This window comes from Virgibacillus sp. LDC1 (assembly GCF_025792345.1).
Taxonomy (GTDB): domain Bacteria; phylum Bacillota; class Bacilli; order Paenibacillales; family Paenibacillaceae; genus Paenibacillus_AQ; species Paenibacillus_AQ lautus.
Window position 1 is genome coordinate 1,212,664 of sequence record NZ_JAOXLZ010000001.1, and the last position, 19,756, is coordinate 1,232,419.

At 47.7% G+C, this 19,756-nt stretch carries 15 protein-coding genes; 14 read left to right on the top strand and 1 reads right to left on the bottom strand.

Going from position 1 to position 19,756, the window contains the following annotated elements:
* The first annotated feature begins 86 nt into the window (after positions 1-86).
* From OHJ21_RS05715 to OHJ21_RS05770, 12 genes are all read left to right on the top strand, one after another.
* Entirely contained in the window at positions 87-785 is a 699-nt protein-coding gene (locus tag OHJ21_RS05715; RefSeq protein WP_100536742.1) for a response regulator transcription factor, read from the top strand.
* A gap of 3 nt (positions 786-788) precedes the next feature.
* Complete coding sequence (locus tag OHJ21_RS05720; RefSeq protein ID WP_486019490.1) at positions 789-2,246, top strand: sensor histidine kinase; 1,458 nt, start codon at positions 789-791, stop codon at positions 2,244-2,246.
* On the top strand, positions 2,243-3,382 hold the full coding sequence (locus OHJ21_RS05725) for a hypothetical protein (protein ID WP_486019491.1): 1,140 nt from the start codon (positions 2,243-2,245) through the stop codon (positions 3,380-3,382). The genes OHJ21_RS05720 and OHJ21_RS05725 overlap by 4 nt, the downstream gene beginning before the upstream one ends.
* A 309-nt stretch (positions 3,383-3,691) precedes the next feature.
* Positions 3,692-4,144 (top strand): hypothetical protein, encoded by a 453-nt coding sequence (locus OHJ21_RS05730; protein ID WP_486019492.1) that lies wholly within the window; start codon positions 3,692-3,694, stop codon positions 4,142-4,144.
* 102 nt (positions 4,145-4,246) lie between these two features.
* A complete protein-coding gene (locus tag OHJ21_RS05735) occupies positions 4,247-5,104 on the top strand; it encodes a YwqG family protein (protein WP_486019493.1) in 858 nt (285 codons plus the stop codon).
* Positions 5,105-5,185: 81 nt separating this feature from the next.
* Positions 5,186-5,917, top strand: coding sequence for a class I SAM-dependent methyltransferase (locus OHJ21_RS05740; protein ID WP_486019494.1), 732 nt, complete (start codon positions 5,186-5,188; stop codon positions 5,915-5,917).
* Between the two features lie 395 nt (positions 5,918-6,312).
* On the top strand, positions 6,313-7,935 hold the full coding sequence (locus tag OHJ21_RS05745; RefSeq protein ID WP_486019495.1) for a histidine kinase N-terminal 7TM domain-containing diguanylate cyclase: 1,623 nt from the start codon (positions 6,313-6,315) through the stop codon (positions 7,933-7,935).
* 96 nt (positions 7,936-8,031) lie between these two features.
* Positions 8,032-8,370, top strand: a complete 339-nt coding sequence (gene ytxJ, locus OHJ21_RS05750; protein WP_486019496.1) for a bacillithiol system redox-active protein YtxJ — start codon at positions 8,032-8,034, stop codon at positions 8,368-8,370.
* Between the two features lie 40 nt (positions 8,371-8,410).
* Complete coding sequence (locus OHJ21_RS05755) at positions 8,411-8,743, top strand: thioredoxin family protein (RefSeq protein ID WP_486021000.1); 333 nt, start codon at positions 8,411-8,413, stop codon at positions 8,741-8,743.
* Between the two features lie 567 nt (positions 8,744-9,310).
* Entirely contained in the window at positions 9,311-11,017 is a 1,707-nt protein-coding gene (locus OHJ21_RS05760) for a methyl-accepting chemotaxis protein (protein ID WP_326112582.1), read from the top strand.
* Between the two features lie 55 nt (positions 11,018-11,072).
* Positions 11,073-14,801 (top strand): non-ribosomal peptide synthetase family protein, encoded by a 3,729-nt coding sequence (locus tag OHJ21_RS05765; RefSeq protein WP_486019497.1) that lies wholly within the window; start codon positions 11,073-11,075, stop codon positions 14,799-14,801.
* 255 nt (positions 14,802-15,056) lie between these two features.
* The gene (locus tag OHJ21_RS05770; RefSeq protein WP_326117604.1) at positions 15,057-15,734 is read left to right on the top strand and encodes a protein kinase family protein; all 678 of its coding nucleotides are present in this window, start codon (positions 15,057-15,059) and stop codon (positions 15,732-15,734) included.
* A 134-nt stretch (positions 15,735-15,868) separates the two neighbouring features.
* Here OHJ21_RS05770 and glsA read toward each other — a convergent pair whose 3' ends face one another.
* A complete protein-coding gene (glsA, locus tag OHJ21_RS05775; RefSeq protein ID WP_394056396.1) occupies positions 15,869-16,810 on the bottom strand; it encodes a glutaminase A in 942 nt (313 codons plus the stop codon).
* Positions 16,811-17,060: 250 nt separating this feature from the next.
* Here glsA and OHJ21_RS05780 point away from each other — a divergent pair, with 250 nt between their 5' ends.
* Both OHJ21_RS05780 and OHJ21_RS05785 read left to right on the top strand, forming a co-directional pair.
* Positions 17,061-17,828, top strand: coding sequence for an ABC transporter ATP-binding protein (locus tag OHJ21_RS05780; RefSeq protein ID WP_100536755.1), 768 nt, complete (start codon positions 17,061-17,063; stop codon positions 17,826-17,828).
* Entirely contained in the window at positions 17,815-19,752 is a 1,938-nt protein-coding gene (locus tag OHJ21_RS05785) for an ABC transporter permease (RefSeq protein WP_486019498.1), read from the top strand. Before OHJ21_RS05780 ends, OHJ21_RS05785 begins: the two co-directional genes overlap by 14 nt.
* The last annotated feature ends 4 nt before the right edge of the window (positions 19,753-19,756 follow it).

The window sequence follows — 19,756 nt, forward strand, 5'->3', positions numbered from 1 at the left end:
GTAACGGATTAGACTTATCATTTGCAAACCGTATATGCTAAAATCGATTCATCAAATAGGCGTTATGGAAAAAGAATGGAGACTTCATGAAAAAAACTAAAATTCTCATTATCGAAGATGAGGGACCGATTGCCGATTTGCTTGCCTATGGTCTCCATATGGAGGGTTTCGAAACTCGTATTGCGGCCAGCGGAGCAGCTGGCTTAAGGGAGCTTGAGTCATTTCATCCCGATCTGCTCCTGCTGGATTGGATGCTGCCCGATCAGAGCGGACTCGATATATGCAAAAGAGTAACAACGGACTATAACATCCCCATATTCATGATCACGGCAAAGTCCGACATTACAGATAAAGTCCTCGGGCTTGAATTTGGTGCCGATGACTATATTACGAAGCCCTTCGATCTACGGGAGGTTGTCGCCCGAATTCGCACGATCCTCCGACGACTGGATCAGGCAAACCAAGGGGATAGGGAAGGAACGCCGGAAGCCGTGATCCGCTTTAGGGGCATCGAAATCGTAATGGAAGAGCGACTGGTCAAGAAAGACGGAAGACCGGTTGACCTTACGCCGAAGGAATTCGACCTGCTCATGACCATGTACGGCCATCGGGGGAAGATCTATACCCGCTCGGAACTGCTGGATTTAGTCTGGGGTTATGACTTCATGGGGGATACCCGGACCGTGGATACGCATATTCAAAGGCTCCGCAAAAAACTGGATGCCGGCGATTTGATCACAACCGTATTCGGCATCGGCTATAAATTCGAGAAGCAGGCGGAATAAGAGATGATCCGGACCATCAGAGCCAAGTTTATTGTTGGTTTTTTTGTGATCTTCAGTCTGTCGTTCCTCGTACTCAATCAAACTGTCAAGGAGATCATTCGGACAAGCAATCAGAAGATCGTAACGTCGGATCTGGTGGGGCTCAAAAACAACAGCAACGTATATGTAAGGCAAGCATTTCTTATCAACCACTTCACGAACAATAAGCTTTATTTCGGACAGATGGCCGAAGAGATGGTGAATGATTTGAAGCATGCTACGTCAAGCGATGTTAGTGCGTACACCGTAGACGGCAAGTTATTATTCTCATCGGATGAGCAAGAGTTCTCCGGGTCATCCGACGAGGATCTGCGGCAAGCCATCGAGGGTAAAACAGCTTATACCATCACTTATGGCCGGAACAGCGGGACCGTTCTATACTCATACCCGGTTATCATCGATGGTGTCAAGGTCGGCATCTTAAGATTTACCAAAGACTTTACCCTGCTCTATGATCAAAGCGGGCGCATCATGGACATTATTTTCTACATCGCGCTTGCCATATTCGGGGCAGCGTTCCTGTTCTCGTATATGCTATCCAGGCATATCACCGTTCCATTAGTAAAGCTCACCCGTGCATCCACGGAAGTGAAGAACGGGAATCTCGATGTTCGAATCCCGTTCCGGCGCAGAGATGAGATTGGCGAACTGGCCCTGAACTTCAATGACATGATTGACCGGATCGGAAGCCAGATTTCCATGATCGAGCGTGATCGGGATCGTCTGAAGGACCTTAACGAGCAGGAGAAGCGTTTTTTTGACAATGTGACTCATGAACTTAAAACACCGCTGACGTCCATACTTGGTTATGCCGAAATCATTCGGGAAAAAGGGGATAACGATCGGGAGTTCTTCGATAAAGGTATGAATCACATCGTTGAAGAGAGCCGACGGCTGCATAGCATGGTGCTGAAACTGCTGGAGGTGTCGCAGCATAACGCTGGCGATAAGGATATGGAGCTTGTAGATTCAGGGGCTATTCTGCGCGATGTATGCGACTCGATGTCATTTCGGGCCAAGCGGTATAAAAAGAGCATCGTTTGCGAGGCGGAAGAGGGAGCCTTCGTGCTTGGCCAGCCTAACCGGCTGCGCCAGCTCTTTATCAATCTTCTGGATAATGCCATCAAATATAGTGCCGCCCAATCGGAAATTACCGTCAAGGCTGAGCGTGCAGACGGCAGCGTCCGTTATACCTTCGATAATCCCGGAGAACCCATCCCGGCGGACCAGCTTGCAAACGTCTTTCAGCCATTCTACTCGGTGAGCCTGAAGCAGAAGGAAGAGGGCAGCGTCGGTTTGGGACTCAGTATCGTTAAGTCCATCGTCGATGATCACGACGGAACCATCCGTATCGTCAGCGAGAAGTATCATACTGTCGTCTATGTGGAGATTCCTTATGTAAAGGCGGGGGCTGTCCAATGAGATATCGATATAAACGGTTTAATTTATGCTATGCTCTTGCCTTGATTTTACTGACCGGCTGTGCAAGCGGACTGCAATCAGAGACCGTCATCATCCCCGGCACGGAAACGGATCAAGCCGTGGTTGAGGGAAGCCGGCCATTCCAAGTGAAGACGATTTATCGAATGCCAGAATCCAGGGGTGAAGGTGTATTGCTCGGCTGGTCATCATCGGAGTCGGTGATCGGTCTTTTATATGAAACCGGGGCAGCAGACGAGGCGAAATTGATCTTGGAGCGTTTTTCACCCCCATACGATCGCGCTGACCATTTGTTTGAGGTACAAATGAATAAGCTTTCCTATCAAATGTCGCCCAATGGAAAATTTGTTTCGGGAATTGCCAAAACGGATGAGGGCGTTGTACTGCAATTGATTGCGTATCCGAGTGGGGAGGAGGAAAGCCTTGTGGCGACGACAGATGCCAATCAGCAGCTAGGGTTTGAGGAACCGGCTTGGTCCGACAACAGCCGATTCGTAAGTTATATTGTCATGGAATCAGACAAAAGGCAGTCGAGCATCGGGATTTATGACACGGAAACGGAAGCGGCACGAGTTTATAGGCTAAAAGGTCTTGAAACGGAAAGTCTCCCCATGAAGGTAATGGTCTCCGATGACGGGAAGATGGCGCTAATCATTCTGGATGAATACGGTCACCGTCGTCGAATAGCTTTGGGAGCCGTCAACGAAAACGGGATTGATGTTCAGTATGAGCATGAAATCGGCACAGACCAGGCCGCATGGTTAAACAATGACCAATTTGTATTCTTAGGAACGGAGGGAACCCTCTATGTGTATGACCGCAGAAATCACGAGCTGTCCATTCTGTTGGAGAACGTGGATAGCTTCGAGTTCTCGCTGGATCGCAAGTATGTCGCCTATTCCCAGAATGGGGAAGATACCATTTATGCAGGTAAGCTTCAAGGAAAGAATATACTGAGCGCAGAACCCATCTATCATGGGGTTATCCCTTCTAAGATGTATTGGAGTCCGGACCATCGCCGGCTGCTCGTGAATGGCCGCAAAAATTATTCCAAACAGCAGGGGCCTGTTGCGATCGAACCCTCGGATCAACAGCCATTTATAATCGAACTCAAGTAAAAGGGCTGAGGTATCTTCCACCACCCATAGCGATTCTCCGCGATGCGGCAGATTGAACGATAGGCGTTCGGTCTGCCGCTTTTTCATGGATTCCAGAGGACAATCATGTCAAGTTAGAGATTCGGTATTCTTTCAAAGAGAGGATTGACAGATCAAACCAATAGATGTTAAATTATCCCGCAACCAAACCTTGGCTAATGGGGTTTATATGATGAGAGTGCCGTGCCATTAACATGCATAAGTGGAGGGGGATATGAAATAAGTGAATGAGATAACCTGTAACCTAGAGGGTTTCAAGGCGGTATCGCGATGAGTGACAGGTCATGGCGGATTTTTTTTGCAATCGTGGCGTTGATCATATTGTCGGGAGCGCTCTTTTCATTGGTTCAATCCAGAACGACCTACAAGGAGTTGATGGGCGATCAGATCCATGACATACAGAAGATAGATCATATAACCATTGAGAAGAGGGGCAGTTCGTACGATGAGGAGCGACTAAAAATTAACGATCCGGCAACCATCGAGCGCATCATGAATAGCTTCTCCGACGCGAAGTTATGGAGGACCGACAATTACCCAAGGGGGACGGAGTACTGGATCTGGATTAATGTCGAATACAAGCCCTTTCAAATACATTATACGGAACCGGATATCATCCGAATCTCTCCGAATAGAGGCATACATAAGAAATATACTTGGAGTTACAGGATCACCAATGGCTATGACAAGTCGATCATTGAAGATCTCTTTAAGGAAGAATAACAGGGGACTTCAGACTAGGGCAATTTCGTAATCATGACAGAATAAAATTCATGAAAGTTGAGGAACCGGAAGATGAAGCTAACCGAACAAAATTTGAGCAAAATGCAGAATATCATCAAGGAGCATCAATTCGAACATGCCGCAGACTATTTAATCGAGCATACGCGGCAAGGCGTACGATTATCCAAAAAGAAGCTGGAGGACTATGCCGAGTCAAACAACTCTCGGTTTGGCGGTGACCCGGATCTTCCCCAAGAGGTGGAGTGGCCGCTCAATTCGGAGGGAACACCAATGACGTTTCTGGCACAGCTGCAGTTGAAGGATGTGGCAGCTCAGGACGCCACTAGCTCGCTCCCGACAAGCGGAATGCTGTATTTCTTCGTTGGCGTGGATGAACCCGCCTATAACCTTGAGCACCGTGTGCTCTATCTTCCCGAGGGTCAGAGTTCGGCAGCGGTTCGCCGCCGCGCGCCCGAGGAAACCGCGTTAGATGAGGTGTTTACCGGCTATCGTATGGAAGCCAGAGCCACGCTTGAGCCTCCTAATTATGCTTATGTGGATGATGAGGTTATCGAGGATGAGGAGCACGATTTTGAATCATATGAGGACCTGTGCTTTCAATTGACGGGTCTAAATTCCGGCGACCTCGGGACCATCTTTGGCTATCCTTCGACCCAGCACGGCGATTGTGAGTTTGAGGCTGCATTAATGCTCTTAACCGGTTCGGAGTACAATTACTCTATGGATGCAGCCATGCAGCAGATTACCAAGCATTGCGGCGGCAGCGCGGAACGCGCGCAGCAGGAAATTCAGGATACGGTGCTTCTGCTGGCTGTTGATTCGGACGACGATGTCGGTTTTTGCTGGTGGGATGCGGGAGAACTGCAATTTTTCATTCGAAAAGAAGATCTGCTGGCCAAGAATTTCGAGCGCACGTATTGTTCCCTGTACTCAAGCTGATCGTAATCAAACGAGTTAGTGCGATTATAAGGCGCAGCAATGGGTAGGAATTCAGCAGGTACATATGGAGGTTATGAAGCCATGAAGGAGAAGGTTTTGAAGGCATACGACAAGCTGGCTGGAGACTACGAACGGCATGTGGATTCGCAGAGCGGGCACAATGCCTTTTACGAGAGGCCGGCCATGCTCCGGATGCTGCCACAAGAGATGGAGCAGATGTCCGTGCTTGACGCCGGATGCGCCGCTGGGTGGTACACGGAGCAATTAATTAAACGCGGGGCTCGGGTGACGGCGATCGATCTGAGTCCGTCGATGATTGAAGCCTGCAAAAGGCGAGTGGGCAGTGAAGCGACCATCGTTGAATGCAATCTGACCGAGCCCCTGCCATTTGCAGATGAAGCTTTTGATTACATCGTAAGTTCATTGACGCTTCATTATATTGAGGAGTGGATGCCAACCTTTCGCGAATTCCAGCGGGTGCTGAAACCCGGAGGCAGCTTGATCTTCTCCGTTCATCATCCCTTTATGGATTATAAACTGGTTGAACGGCAGGACTACTTTGCCCGAGCGCTATTGAGGGAAGTTTGGAACAAACCGGAATCCGGGCCCGTCGAGGTTGTTTTTTATAGAAGGCCGATGCAAGAAATCATCAACGTGACTTCCTCCTGTTTCAGCATAGAAGAGATTGTTGAGCCGCAGCCGAGCATAGAGCATAAGGACAAGCCAGAGGCGGGGGCCTGGATGGCAAAATGGTATGAGCGATTAATGACAAATCCTCATTTCTTGATCGTGAAGGCACGGAAATCAAAATAATATAATAGATTCCATCAACAAATGGCGCTGTAAAACGTTATGCATAAGGAGACATGGAAGAATAGTACGGGATTGAACCAACTCCAACCAAACCAACTAACATCCGCAAATAGGGGAACTGCGAACATCGCGGTTCTTTTTGCTTTCATTTCGGCATTAAATGCTCGGAAGAGTAGGGGATAACAAACCTGCCGGTCCAGGCTAAGACATGATATTCACGCATGACTGCAATCGAGGCACGGTACTGATACGGGAACGAACCGTTTTCCTATTGGGAGGATGAAGCTTCCAACAGATAGAACATTGTTCCGATAGGGGCACTGTGGTAACATCGGTTTAAAGATTCGATCGGTTGAGATGACCGGTTAACCACATGCAGACTTGGAGCCTACAACATGGGAACACCTTACTCCGCTATGATTACGCTAATTGTCACGGCAGGCGTATTGAACATCATCATGGGTCTTTACGCGCTGTCGGGGCGTTCGAAACTTGCTATGGTCAAACCCTTCTTCGTCTTCAGTATGCTGGCATCGATCTATACTTTCGGCGCTGCACTGGAATTGTCCAGCAATTCGCTTCATGAGATTCAATTTTGGATCAAGTTTGAATATTTGGGCATGCCATTTCTGCCCCCCCTTAATCTGCTGATCATTCTGTCCTATCTTGGTATGGAACGATATCTGAGACGTCCTCTGCTGATTGGGATGTTTGCTATTCCAGTCGTAACCATGCTCCTCGTCATGACAAACGAAATGCATCATTTATACTATCGCGACATCGGACTCCACTCAGGCATTTCCAGTCTGAAAGTAGACGTGGTTGCCGGCCCATGGTACATCATTCAGGGCGCCTATACCTTCGCTTGCATGATCGGAGGCGTTATTCTACTGCTGCGGAGCTGGCATAAGATGCCGTCCTACCGGTTTCAACTGAATACGATGCTGATCGGTCTTGTTCTGCCCCTTATAGGCGATTTTCTTTATCTTGGCGGACTTACGCCAGATGGGATGGACCCGATTCCCGTCATCATGACGTTGACTTCGGCCCTTTATCTCTGGGCGCTGACATCCAAGGGTTTGTTTCATGTGGCGCCGATTGCGAGGGATAATCTCTTTTCGAGCATGCGGGAGGGGGTCCTCGTATTGGATCTGGACAACCGTTTGGTTGACTTTAATCCGGCTGCGACAGTCATGATGCCGGAACTGAGCCCTTCCGCCATTGGAGGGCCGCTGCTTGAATTGTGGCATCTTCATACGACCGAGCCCATCTTCGGGATGGAGCAACGGGAAGGACGGGATGCTGAAGAGTCAGACATCCAGGAAATCCGGTGGCAATTAGGGGACCAATCGTTCAACTATCAGATCAGGTCTTCCGTTGTGCGCAATCAGGGGGGACGGGAGGTTGGACGATTGATTGTCCTCATTGACGTAACCGAAAGGACACGTCTTCAGGAGGAATTGCGGCAGGGAGCCTACTATGATGGCTTGACACGCATCTATAACCGTGCGCACTTCATGAAGCTCAGTTGCACACTTTTAAGCCAGGCTGTTCGCTCTCGTGAACCTATGGCCATCCTGCTGTTCGATATCGATCACTTTAAACGAATTAATGACGTCTACGGCCACGATATGGGCGATCAGGCTTTACTGCACATTGTCGAGTTATCGCGACAGTCTCTGCGGTCAGAGGATCTGTTCGCGCGTTATGGCGGCGAAGAGTTCGTCATTGCCATGCCGGGTCGGACGACGACAGAAGCAGAAGCCGCGGCACAGCGTATTCGTGCAGAATTAAGAACACAACCGATGGCTACGCCGCAAGGACCCCTGTTCATTACAGCCAGCTTTGGCATCGCATCGATAGGGGCAAGCTTCTATAACAGCACGATTGAAGTGGATGCAGAAGAAGTAAAGTGGGATGCAGAGCTTAAGAGATTATTGAAACTTGCGGATCGTGCATTATACGAAGCTAAACACTCCGGGCGTAATACAATTCGAGTGTCGGATGAAGAGTGTTAATCTATAAATATGAAATAGCGGAATCTATGTGTATAATAGCTATTGGTTGTATAATGAATGCAATGCGATAAATCACATCTAAGGGGAGAAAATCATATGCAATGGAATGAAATCACAACACTAGAAGAATGGGATCATATTCTAAAAAAATCTTCCGAACGCGGTCAAGTCATTCTGAAGCATAGCACGACATGCCCGGTTAGCTCCAATGCTTTGGCAGAGTATGAATCTTATTTGAAAAAGGCGCCAAACGGCAATGTGGATTATACATTGGTAAAAGTCATCGAATCCCGTCCGATTTCCAATAAAATCGCCGAGGATTTGAACGTAAAGCATGAATCGCCGCAAATTATTTATGTGAAGGACCAATCGAAGTACTGGACGGCTTCACATTGGGCGGTTACGTCTGCGCACATCACAGCGGTTCTGGACTGAACAATTAACCTGCATGTCTCCTGAAAGCAAGGTGATCATTATGAAAGAACTGGAACAACTGACATCGATCGAGGCGATCGAACGATTTATTCAAGATCACACCTTCAGTTTTTTATATGTATCCAGGGCAGATTGCAGTGTATGCCACGCGATATTACCGAAACTTCGAGAACGGTTAACGCGGTTCCCGAGTATCTCACTGGGACATATTCAGGCCGAAGCGGTAGGGGAGATCGCCTCAAGATATTTGATATTCACCGCCCCCTCGCTTCTGCTATTCGTTGAGGGCAAAGAGTATCTGAGGGAAGATCGATTTGTACAGTTCGGGGAGTTAGAGCGGAAATTAAACAATATAATGAATTTCTTTAAATAGGCTTCCTCTTCATGCAATGAAGCCATAAGGCGATATTCCAAAGTCATCTGACTAATCGGAATGTCGCCTTTCTTTGCGTTTCCGAGTGATGTGGATCCAGCGATCCAGTTGATGAAATTTCAATGAAAATTCAAATAATTGTCGAAAGCCAGGATTATTTTGCATTCAAATATTACTAAAGTATTAAAAATATAAGGGAGAATGCCGATTTATTAATAGTACAAAAGATGCAAGGTTTATGGAATCATAACGTGAATATGGATCTATTGAACTGAAATTTCACATAACAAGAACTTTATGTGGAATGAACCTATGTCAGAAGAATGATGGAGGGGGAAGGCGGTTCATTCAAGACGAACATTTTTGAAAAATGTAATGTATTCATGAAAAATTCCGGAAATATTCAATGTTTCCAGGAAAGTAGGTGATGCGACAGGTTCGCTAAAGAAATCCCTATTTTAAATGGAAGATACATAAGAGATATCAAAGGAGAGACACCAAGTGAGTGAGCGAAAAACGTTATCAAGAGGAACGCGTTTTAAAAATCTGAGTATTGTTACAAAAAACATGTTATGGACGAGCCTGTATATCATTATTACGGGTGCCATTGTGATTGGTTCAAGCTATTATATCCAGGACAGCGTACTGACGAAGCAGCTGCAATCCGATTCGGGGAAAATTATGGATACCTTGGTTAAGTCCGTATCGCTGGAAGATGCTCAAGCGGTGAAAGGCGAGACTGACCGCAATGCGGATATCCAAAAGAAACTAACCAAAACGTTTGATGACTTATCCCTAAGTCATCCCAACATTGCACAAGGCTATATTTTTGGACCGGAGCTCGAGGGTGGCAACAAGACCTCGATTATTGCCATGCCAACGGCAGTGCTCGATATGTTTGCCGAAGAAGACTTGAATCTCGGGGACTTATACGAACAACCGAAGATCCATGCCGATGCCGTGAGAGAAATGCTGAAAACGAAAAAAACCGTCTACACCAAAGGTTATACAGACAATTATGGTACCTGGATCACCGTGCTGCATCCTTTCCAGGATGCCAGCGGCGAAGTTTTTGCTTACATGGGGATCGACGTGGATGCAAGCTTAATCGCTTCCGGGAAACAGGAATTGATCACCAATACGGTTTTTGCGCTGCTGATTACTTTGCTGATTGTATTAGCACTGCAATACTTCACGATTAGACGGACATTCGCACCCATTCAAGCATTAATGGGGGCGCTTGACAAGCTGAGCAAAGGTGACTTCACCGTCCAATTAAAAACCGGCGAAGATGAGCTGGGGCAGGTTAATGCCAAGTTCAATGCAACCGTCAATCATATTAATGAACTAGTTACAACGATCAAAACGGTATCGGAGCAGTCCGCAGAGCAGTCTAAATTCCTCTTCTCGGCAGTGGAAGTCAATAACAATAACTCTTCTGCTATTACTAAAAACATGGAGGAAATGTCGGAACGAGTTGCTTTACAGAGCACGTCCATTACCGAAAGCGTGGTTTCGCTTGAGGAAATCTCATCCGGCGTATCCACGATTGCCGGCAATACATCGGATCTTTCCGAGATATCCATTCAGATGAAGGAGCAGTCGGAACGTGGTAATCACAATGTGGAGCAGGTTATCGAGCAGATGAATTCGATCGATCATTCGGTTAAAAACTCGGTGAATATCATCGAGAAGCTGCAGAATCGCTCACATGAGATCGGTCAAATCGTGCAGGTTATTACCGAAATTTCCTCTCAGACGAATCTGTTGTCACTCAATGCCGGTATCGAGGCGGCAAGAGCGGGCGAAGAGGGCCGTGGTTTTGCTGTCGTCGCCAGCGAAGTTAAGAAACTTTCAGAGGAATCAAGAAAATCGGCGGACCAAATTATCGAATTGGTTCGATACATTCAGGATGAAACGGCATCTGCGGTAGAAGCGATCAGCGAAGGAGAACACAATGTCGCCAAGGGGATTGAGGTTGTCAAAGAAACCGGTGAGCTGTTTAAAGGCATGCTGGTGGCAACCGATACGGTGACCAGTCAAATTCAAGAGGTGTCTGCGGCTACACAGCAAATGGTTGCCGAAACCGAACAGATTACCGCGGCTATTAAACAACTGGCAGAGCTTGCGGAGAGAAACTCGTCCGTGTCGGGTGAGATCCGGATCAGTGCCCAGGAACAGCAGGCTTCCTTCGCCAAAATCTTCGAGTCTGCAGAACAGATCAACCAGGTTTCCGCTGAGTTGGAGGCCCTTGTTAACAAATTGCAAGTGTAGTGCGTAATGCTTTCGAGAACAGAAACAGTAGAGAAAAAAGATGGAGCTGAAACCTTTGAATACAACATTGATGATCGAACAAGGCAAAGAATATTGGTTGAATGAACTGCAGCTACCTTTACCGGGATTCTATCTGTACACCGATGGTCCAGCGCATCTTCAGCAGCAAGAGCTTGATCGCATGGCGATTAACCTTCGTATCGAAACCGGTAAGATCAAGCGGTTCCGCGATTCATATGACTTGAAGGCGTGGATGCTCACAAGCTATGTGGTATTTCTGTACCGAATGACTCACGATACCGATTTGCTGATCGGCGTAAACAATGAGAAGGGCAATCTCCTTCCGCTTAGAGTTAACTTAAGCGGTGACGATTCATTCGCACAGATTTATGAGCAGGTTTCCGTCAAAATGGAGCAGATTGAAGGAAGCAGCTTTTCGCTTGAGGATATAGAAGGATTCACTGGTCAACCGCTCACTCTCCAAACGGTCTATGGCAATAATGGGAACGGTTATGCCTATAGTTCCAGCTGGCTGAACTGGATGGTTCAGGAGGAAAGAAAGGATGAGTGGACACTCTACGTATCCTATGCACAGCCTTTATATAAAGAAGAAACGATCGAAAAATTCAGCAGGCATTTTGAGCAGCTAGCATGCGCGGCTCTTGAGCATGGAGACATGCCGGTTAGCCGTTTGCCTATGCTGACAGAAGAGGACCGGAACGCGTACACGATTCTCAATGACACAAAGAAGGGGCTCCCGGAGGATCCTACCATTGTGTCGATGCTTGCTTCCATTGTGAAGAAATTTCCGGAACGAATTGCACTATCGTCGGGTCATGAGCAAGTAACGTACGAACAGCTTGACCGGTTGTCAAACCAAATTGCACATATGCTTATAGACAAGGGGCTGCGTAAAGGCCAATTCGTCTCGATATTTATGAAGAGGGGCCTGGATACAATTATCAGTATGCTCGGTGTGCTCAAGGCCGGCGGAGCCTATATCCCGCTGGATCCATCACATCCAGATGAACGAAATGCCTATATTATCGAGGATACCGAGTCAGCGATTATTCTTACGCATCAGGATTTCACGGCAAAGCTGGATGGACTCCTGGCTGGTTTTCAACCGAAGCCAGCGTACTTCTGTCTTGATGAACAATTCCTTTCATACTCGGCCGAAGCCTGTGGCGTCTGCGTTGAAGGCGATGATTTGGCATACATTATCTATACCTCCGGTTCTACGGGCAAACCGAAAGGTGCCTTAATCGCCCATCAAGGCGTCGTGAATTTGGCACTGGCCAATCAAGAGAAATTACAGATGAGTGAACAGGATATCATTCTTCAGTATTCCACATTCAGCTTTGATGCTTCCGTTTACGATATATTCGGATCGCTGGCTTGCGGTTCGCAGCTGCATCTTCTCTCCGATGAGCAGCGTTTCTCCATAGACGCCTTTACGGAGGCCGTGGTAGAAACCAATGCAACGCGTGTCGCGATTTTGCCTACGGTGTTTTTTAATCAATTGGCAGCCTATTTGCCTATGGAAGATACTTACAAATACCGTAATATCAAAACGATCGTGGTCGGTGGGGAAGCACTGGCTGGAGAAACCGTTCGTATGTTCCAGAAGAAGCTGCAGATTCCAATCGTGAATCTATACGGCCCAACGGAAACGACGGTTGTAGCAACAGGGCATGTCGTGGATTATCCGGTTCCTGACGATCTGGCCACCGTGTATATCGGGACGCCTTTTGCCAACTATGAATTGTATATTGTGAATGAACATAATGAGTTATGTCCAACTTGCGTAACCGGAGAGCTGCTAATCTGCTCGGTTGGCGTAGCCAAAGGGTATCTGAATCAGCCTGAGAAAACCAAAGAAGCCTTCATACTGGATCCGATAACACCGGAATCTGGAAAACAATACTACCGTTCCGGAGACTTGGTTCGCCTGCTGCCGAACGGACAAGTGGAATACCGGGGACGTAAAGATTCACAGGTGAAGATTAGAGGCTTCCGGATCGAGATAGGGGAGATCGAAGATAATCTGGCGAAGCATGAACGCGTAAAGGACATCGCGGTCATTCCGAGAATGGACGAGGACGGAACCAAGATGTTAGCGGCATTCTATACAACCCATGATGGACAGGCGGCTTCCGCTAAGGATTTGGTGCAATTTTTAAGTCAGAAGGTGCCTAGTTACATGGTTCCTAAATACATGTGTTTCGTCGAAGAAATGCCGCTATCCCCGACCGGCAAGATTGATCGTAAGAAGCTGGCATTATACGAGTTGTCGATGGAGATGGAAGAGGATGACTCCCACTATGAGGCACCGGTTAACGATATTCAGCGGGATATTGCTGCAGCCTGGGAAAAAGCACTCGGCCAAACCAAAATCGGCATCCATGACGATTTCTTCGATATTGGCGGCTATTCTCTGAAAATTCTGGAGATTCTGGTGCTCCTTAAGCCGCTTTATCCACAGTTGAAGATCAATGATTTCTTTGTGTATCCGACGATTGCAAAATTAGCGGAGCGAGTAGAGGAATTGGGGCAGCAAACGAAACCATCCGATCAAACAGAGGATAGGGATCTTCCGATTCAGGATTTGGCTGAGTATCCGATCTCTTTCCCTATCCATCATGGTTCGGCACAACCCACCTATACCCAGCAGCATATTTTGCTGACAGGCGCCACAGGATATCTGGGATCACATCTGTTGTATGAACTACTGAAACAATCGACTGCTACCGTGTACTGCCTGGTTCGACCATCGAAGCTGATGGAGCCTTATGCTCGCCTTGAGCAGATCATGACCGGATACTTTGGCGAAGATGTCAAGTCTCGAATGGATAAAAGGGTGATTGCGATACAGGGTGACTTGGAGCAGGAGTTCCTCGGGCTCGGAGACCAAGACCGTGCAATGATTGAAGCGCGCATCGATTCCATCATTCATTGCGGAGCTGAAGTGAAGCATTTTGGCGATTCCGACTATTTTGCGAGAGTCAATGTCGAGAGTACGGACCGCCTGTTAGCATTGGCTCAGAGAAGACCGCATATCCGCTTCCACTTTATATCTACGCTAGGGATCCCTGAAGATTTGGCACTGGGCGGTCAATGGGATGCCATCGTTGCCGGAACGGGATATGAAGAGTCGTCCATCGAGAATGTCTACACGAACAGCAAACTGGAGGCAGAGAAGCTGGTCATTAAAGCCGGTGCTGATAGAGGCATCCCGGCAGCGGTTTATCGCGTGGGGAATTTGTCCTGTAACTCGGAGAATGGAATTTTCCAGAAAAACATCGACAACAACGCTTTTTACCGCATGCTAAAAGCGATGCTGCTGTTGAAGAAAGCACCTGGCGTGAGATGGGAAGTGGATATTACGCCGATTAACTATGCCGGGGAAGCCATTACCGCTCTTCTGCTTCAGCAAGAAACGGTCGGGCGAGTGTTCCATATCTGTAACCCGGTTGCCATTCCTTATGAGGACATGGTGGGGCATTTTAAAGCCCATGGATATGACATTTCGGTGATGGACTGGAAGGAATACGAGGCATGGTTATTGGACCCGCAGCAGCCGAAGGATAAGGAAGGCCTTGAGCTGGCGATGGCACAGTTCGAAGGCGACGGTGCGAAGAATTCCATCTACCGGTATACTTGTCCGCAAACATCGGAATTCCTCAAGCACACAGGCGTGAAATGCGCTTTACCGGACAAGCCGTTATTTGAAAAAATGATTGAGTATGCCGCTGGTATCGGATATTTCGTGAAACCGGAATAACGATCAGGCAGCAAATGAAACCGCGAGAAGCTTTCGCGGTTTTTTTGTGTTTAGGATCAGCCATCGCCGGCAAATATTTTTTTAAGAGATAAGAAAGTATAAACATCCGAGGCTTATCATCCATATCTCGCAAGAAAAACTTCATCTAATTGCGGTCTGTCATCTGTGAAAGTTCGTCGATAGACGTTTTTCTTATGGCGTGAGTGTGGTAATATCATACTGATTTAAGTCCAGTAACACCAAAAGAGGTGGCCCATGAATCACGAACATTGGAAGCAGGCAGAAACTGCACTGGCTTGCATGGAAGTTATCAAGAACGGTGAAAACGACCCTGTAACGATTGAAGGCGAATCGGATGACCTGCGCTGCATCGGAATCGGTACGGATGCTGCGGTATTCGTATACGAACCATTGCCGGCCTATGCGTTTAAACTGTATGCTGCGGAGGCGCTGCCTAAGAAGGAAGCGGAGATTAAGGTCTATCAAGAATTGGTGGGAAGCCCCTATTTTCCTGCATTTTATGGAGCAGGTGAGCGTTATGTGGCGATCAGCCATGAATCCGGATTAACGTTGTACGATTGTTTGCTCTATGGTGTATCCGTTCCAAGGCAGGTCATCGATGATGTCGAGGCTGCACGCTCCTTTGTGCGGAGCAAGGGCTTAAACCCGCGGGATATTCATTTGAAGAATGTACTGCTGCAGGAAGGCAGAGGCAAGGTACTCGATGTATCAGAGTATATTCAGGATGGAAACGACAAGCGATGGGAGCATCTCGTGTGGGCATACGACAACGTATATCCGCTGCTTGAGGGCAAGAAGTTACCGCTCTGGGTATTGGAGGCCGTGAAGAACGGATATTACCGTCTTGACCCATCCAGTGTGAATATGCAGGAATTTGCGGACCGGATTGGGCGACTGTTCTTCAGAAAATAGGATAACCGGCCCCATTCGAAACGGTTAGGAGCATTCCCTTCTTACCCTCTTATCAAACAAAGCGCTATATTCAGAACATATACGGCGGATTCAATCCCCCTGAGGCTGTAACTGCTCCAGGGGGATTATTGTAATTAGAAGATACTCCAGTCCATTTCCCGGGATATGGTTTGCAGCAAATGTACGCCGGCATAGCTGTTGCCCTTGTCATTCAGTGCTGGGCCTAACACACCGATTCCATAACGTCCCGGCACAAAAGTTAAAATGCCCCCTGAAACGCCGCTCTTGGCGGGTAATCCTACATGAATGGCGAATTCTCCTGATGCGTTGTACATGCCGCATGTCGTCATGAATGTCTTGGCGATTTGAACATATCTTCGAGGTATGAGCGCTTTGCCGGTTAGCGGATCCGAACCGTTGCAGGCTAGCACCAAGGCCATTCTGGCTAGATCGGCACAATCCACATGGATCGAGCAGTGTCGAAAATATACTTCTAACACCTCTTCAACATCGCCGCTTAGAACCCCGTTTTCCTTCAAAAAGAAGGATATGGAACGATTCAGATTCCCGGTTTCCGATTCTGAGCGGTAAACCCCCAAGTCATACTCCAAACCAGCGTTGCCTGAGAGCTCTTTAAGGAACTGAAGAATTCGGTCGGATTTCTCGTTCGGGCTGCCTCCGCGAATTAAGGAAGAAACGGTAATCGCGCCTGCGTTAATCATCGGATTGAAGGGAATGCCGGGCCTTACTAACTCCAGCTTCAGCATGGAATTAAAGTTGTCTCCGGTCGGCTCCATGCCAACCTTACTGAAGACGGCATCCTCTCCATTATCCATCAGCGCCAATATTAGCGTAAACACTTTGGAGATGCTCTGCATCGTAAAGCGCAGCCCGCAGTCCCCGGCGGTAGCGGATTCGCCCTGGGTGTTCAAAAGGGTGATGCCCAAAGCAGCATGGGGAGCTTTGGATAGCTCGGGGATGTAGGAGGCGACTTTGCCTCTGCCGACACAGGGCAAGCTGCCTTCCAGCCAGCCGGGGAGCTGCTGCCTAATGGTTTCGATTTCGGGTGACATCATTTCTTAAGCCCCTTCCACCATTCAGAATCTCGAACAAGGATTATGAAGACTTTTATAATAGGACGCTTTAGCCCGCCATGGCCATGTCCATGCTGCGGGTTTTATGTTTTGTTCTGGGCAAGCAGGTTCGTGTAAGTGTTTTCCACTAGTTTGTTAAGCTTTATGTAAGGTTCGTATAAAAATCGTGTAAGGTTCGCCTTCTATAATTACATCTGTGCTCAACTAACGACGACTTGAAGGAGAACGCAATATGACAACTATATTACAAGCAAAACATGTAGAAAAAACATTCGGCATTCAAGGGAATCAATATACGGCATTGCAAGATATCAATCTTGAAATTCAGGAAGGCGAATTTGTTGGCATTATGGGACCTTCCGGGGCAGGCAAATCCACGCTGCTGAATATTTTCTCGACGATCGATACACCATCGGCAGGCGATATTACGATTGCCGGACAACATATCGTGTCGATGGACGAGGAGCAGCTGTCCGATTTTCGCCGGAACCAGCTCGGATTTATATTTCAGGACTACAACCTGCTGGACACGCTCACTGTCAAAGAAAATATTTTGCTTCCCCTGGCGTTGTCCAGGGTGCCTGCGGCAGAAATCGAGAAACGGGTTAACGAGATCGCCGATACGTTCGGCATTCGCGATATCTTGGATAAATATCCTTATCACATCTCAGGTGGTCAGAAGCAGCGTACCGCAGCCTCACGCGCTATCGTTGCCAATCCAAGCCTCATATTAGCGGATGAACCGACGGGGGCTCTGGATTCCAAGTCGGCAACAAGCTTGCTGCAAAGTTTAAAGAAACTGAATGAGTTCCATCGCTCCACGATCATGATGGTCACTCACGATGCTTATGCCGCAAGCTACTGCAAACGCGTCATTTTTATAAAAGACGGACAGCTCTACCAGGAGCTTCATAGAGAAGACCAACTGCGCAAGGTGTTTTTTGATCAGATCCTGGAGGTACTGGCTGCACTTGGGGGTGAGCATGATGACACTGTTTAGCATTGCCAGAAAAAACATCCGCAAAAATTTCACGAATTACTTTTTGTACTTTGCTTCGATGATCTTTAGTATCGTCATTTATTTCACTTTTGTTTCACTAAAATATGATACTGCGATCCAGTCCGCAACGGAAGGGTCGACAAAAATCAGTTCGGCCTTTAGCGCTGCGGCCGTCGTGCTGATCATATTCGTGGCTATATTCATTTGGTACTCCAATTCCTTCTTTACCCGCAAGCGCAAGAAAGAAGTCGGATTATATTCGCTGCTCGGTGTTCGGAAGAAACAAATCGGCCGGATGTTATTTTATGAAAATTTTCTGATGGGTGTGCTAGCTCTACTGGCAGGGATTGCTCTCGGCTCGGTGCTGACGCGTTTCTTTGTATCCCTATTAATGAAGGTCATGGGTTATGACGCAGTGTCGAATTTTTCGATATCGCCTGCGGCCATCATCAACACCACCATCGTGTTCATGATCATTACGCTTATTACGTCACTGCAAGGTTACCGATTGATCTACCGTTTCAAATTGATTGAGTTGTTTCATGCGGATCAGGAGGGAGAAAGGGAACCGAAGGCTTCATGGATCACCGCCTTATTGTCTCTGGCATTCATAGGCACCGGATACTGGCTTGCTCTGCAGAACCTGCTGCAATCCAAGGCCTGGGCGGCGATGGGATTCATGCTAACGCCACTCGTTATCCTGATGACGGTGATTATTGGAACGTATCTGCTGTTCAGTACCCTGACCGTTACGTTGTTGAAATTATCCAGAAATAACAAGAACCGATTCTGGAACGGGATGAACATGATCGGCGTCTCCCAGCTTCTATATCGCATCAAAGGAAACGCGCGGACGCTGACGATCATTGCGGTGCTTAGCGCCACAACACTGACTGCTGTTGGGACGGCGTACAGCTTCTATTACAGCAATGCAAGCAGCGCACAGCAAGCGAATCCGAACAGCATGATGTGGATCTCCCGCGATAGGGATAGCAGCATGACGAAGCGAGTCGACGAGTTGATAGACTCTACTCCGCATCACGAGCTGTTATATCATGTGTCCGTCCCTGTCTTGGAAGTGGATGCTGATGTTAGAGGTCTTAGCGAGGCATTCTTGCATGACATTCAAACATTCAGCATTATATCCCAGCATGATTTCAACGAGCTGGCGAAGGCGCAGGGCCGCAAAGACACCATTACTTTAAGGAGAGAAGAGGTAGTTGCCATGGACCCGGCCTATTTCGAAGGAATATCACCGGCGTATGTGGGTTCTACAGTCACTCTCAAACAAAACAAGCAGGAGCAGCAAATTACCTTTAAGGAATTGAAGAAATACAGCGTGCTGAATATGGGAACGGTCTATTCTACTATGGTGGTAAGCGATGAGCTGTTTACGCAATTGGAGAAGCAGACAAACACCTTCATGCTGGAGGCATATGGCCTATCGAATCAAGACAAAGCGAAGCAGCTGACGGAGGATATTGAAGGCGTCTTGCCGGAAGGCGCGGCATTCGCCAGCTATTATCAGGATTATGCAAGAGGAATGGAATCGTCAGGCCTGTTGATTTTTATGGGAGGATTCCTGGGGCTTGTGTTTCTCACGGCGACCGGCAGCATCATCTATTTCAAGCAATTAACCGAAGCCAATTCGGACAAGGCAAGATATCAGATTTTAAACAAAATCGGCGTAAATCGGCGTGAGGTTAAAAAGAGCATAGCCCAGCAAGTCCTGTTCATCTTTGCTTTGCCGCTCGTTGCCGGCATTGCCCACTGCGCTGTCGCGCTTTCAGCTTTGTCCAAACTTCTGCATATGAATCTTGTGATTCCAGTTGTGATCTGTATGGGCGTCTATACCTGTGTTTATTTGATCTATTACATTGTGACCGTTAGGTCCTACTATAAAATTGTAACCAAAACAAATTAACCTA

Excerpts from the sequence above, each read along its gene's own strand:
- OHJ21_RS05715 (WP_100536742.1), top strand. The coding sequence starts at position 87 with ATGAAAAAAACTAAAATTCTCATTATCGAAGATGAGGGACCGATTGCC.
- OHJ21_RS05720 (WP_486019490.1), top strand. The coding sequence starts at position 789 with ATGATCCGGACCATCAGAGCCAAGTTTATTGTTGGTTTTTTTGTGATC.
- OHJ21_RS05725 (WP_486019491.1), top strand. The coding sequence starts at position 2,243 with ATGAGATATCGATATAAACGGTTTAATTTATGCTATGCTCTTGCCTTG.
- OHJ21_RS05730 (WP_486019492.1), top strand. The coding sequence starts at position 3,692 with ATGAGTGACAGGTCATGGCGGATTTTTTTTGCAATCGTGGCGTTGATC.
- OHJ21_RS05735 (WP_486019493.1), top strand. The coding sequence starts at position 4,247 with ATGCAGAATATCATCAAGGAGCATCAATTCGAACATGCCGCAGACTAT.
- OHJ21_RS05740 (WP_486019494.1), top strand. The coding sequence starts at position 5,186 with ATGAAGGAGAAGGTTTTGAAGGCATACGACAAGCTGGCTGGAGACTAC.
- OHJ21_RS05745 (WP_486019495.1), top strand. The coding sequence starts at position 6,313 with ATGGGAACACCTTACTCCGCTATGATTACGCTAATTGTCACGGCAGGC.
- ytxJ (WP_486019496.1), top strand. The coding sequence starts at position 8,032 with ATGCAATGGAATGAAATCACAACACTAGAAGAATGGGATCATATTCTA.
- OHJ21_RS05755 (WP_486021000.1), top strand. The coding sequence starts at position 8,411 with ATGAAAGAACTGGAACAACTGACATCGATCGAGGCGATCGAACGATTT.
- OHJ21_RS05760 (WP_326112582.1), top strand. The coding sequence starts at position 9,311 with ATGTTATGGACGAGCCTGTATATCATTATTACGGGTGCCATTGTGATT.
- OHJ21_RS05770 (WP_326117604.1), top strand. The coding sequence starts at position 15,057 with ATGAATCACGAACATTGGAAGCAGGCAGAAACTGCACTGGCTTGCATG.
- glsA (WP_394056396.1), bottom strand. The coding sequence starts at position 16,810 with ATGATGTCACCCGAAATCGAAACCATTAGGCAGCAGCTCCCCGGCTGG.
- OHJ21_RS05780 (WP_100536755.1), top strand. The coding sequence starts at position 17,061 with ATGACAACTATATTACAAGCAAAACATGTAGAAAAAACATTCGGCATT.
- OHJ21_RS05785 (WP_486019498.1), top strand. The coding sequence starts at position 17,815 with ATGACACTGTTTAGCATTGCCAGAAAAAACATCCGCAAAAATTTCACG.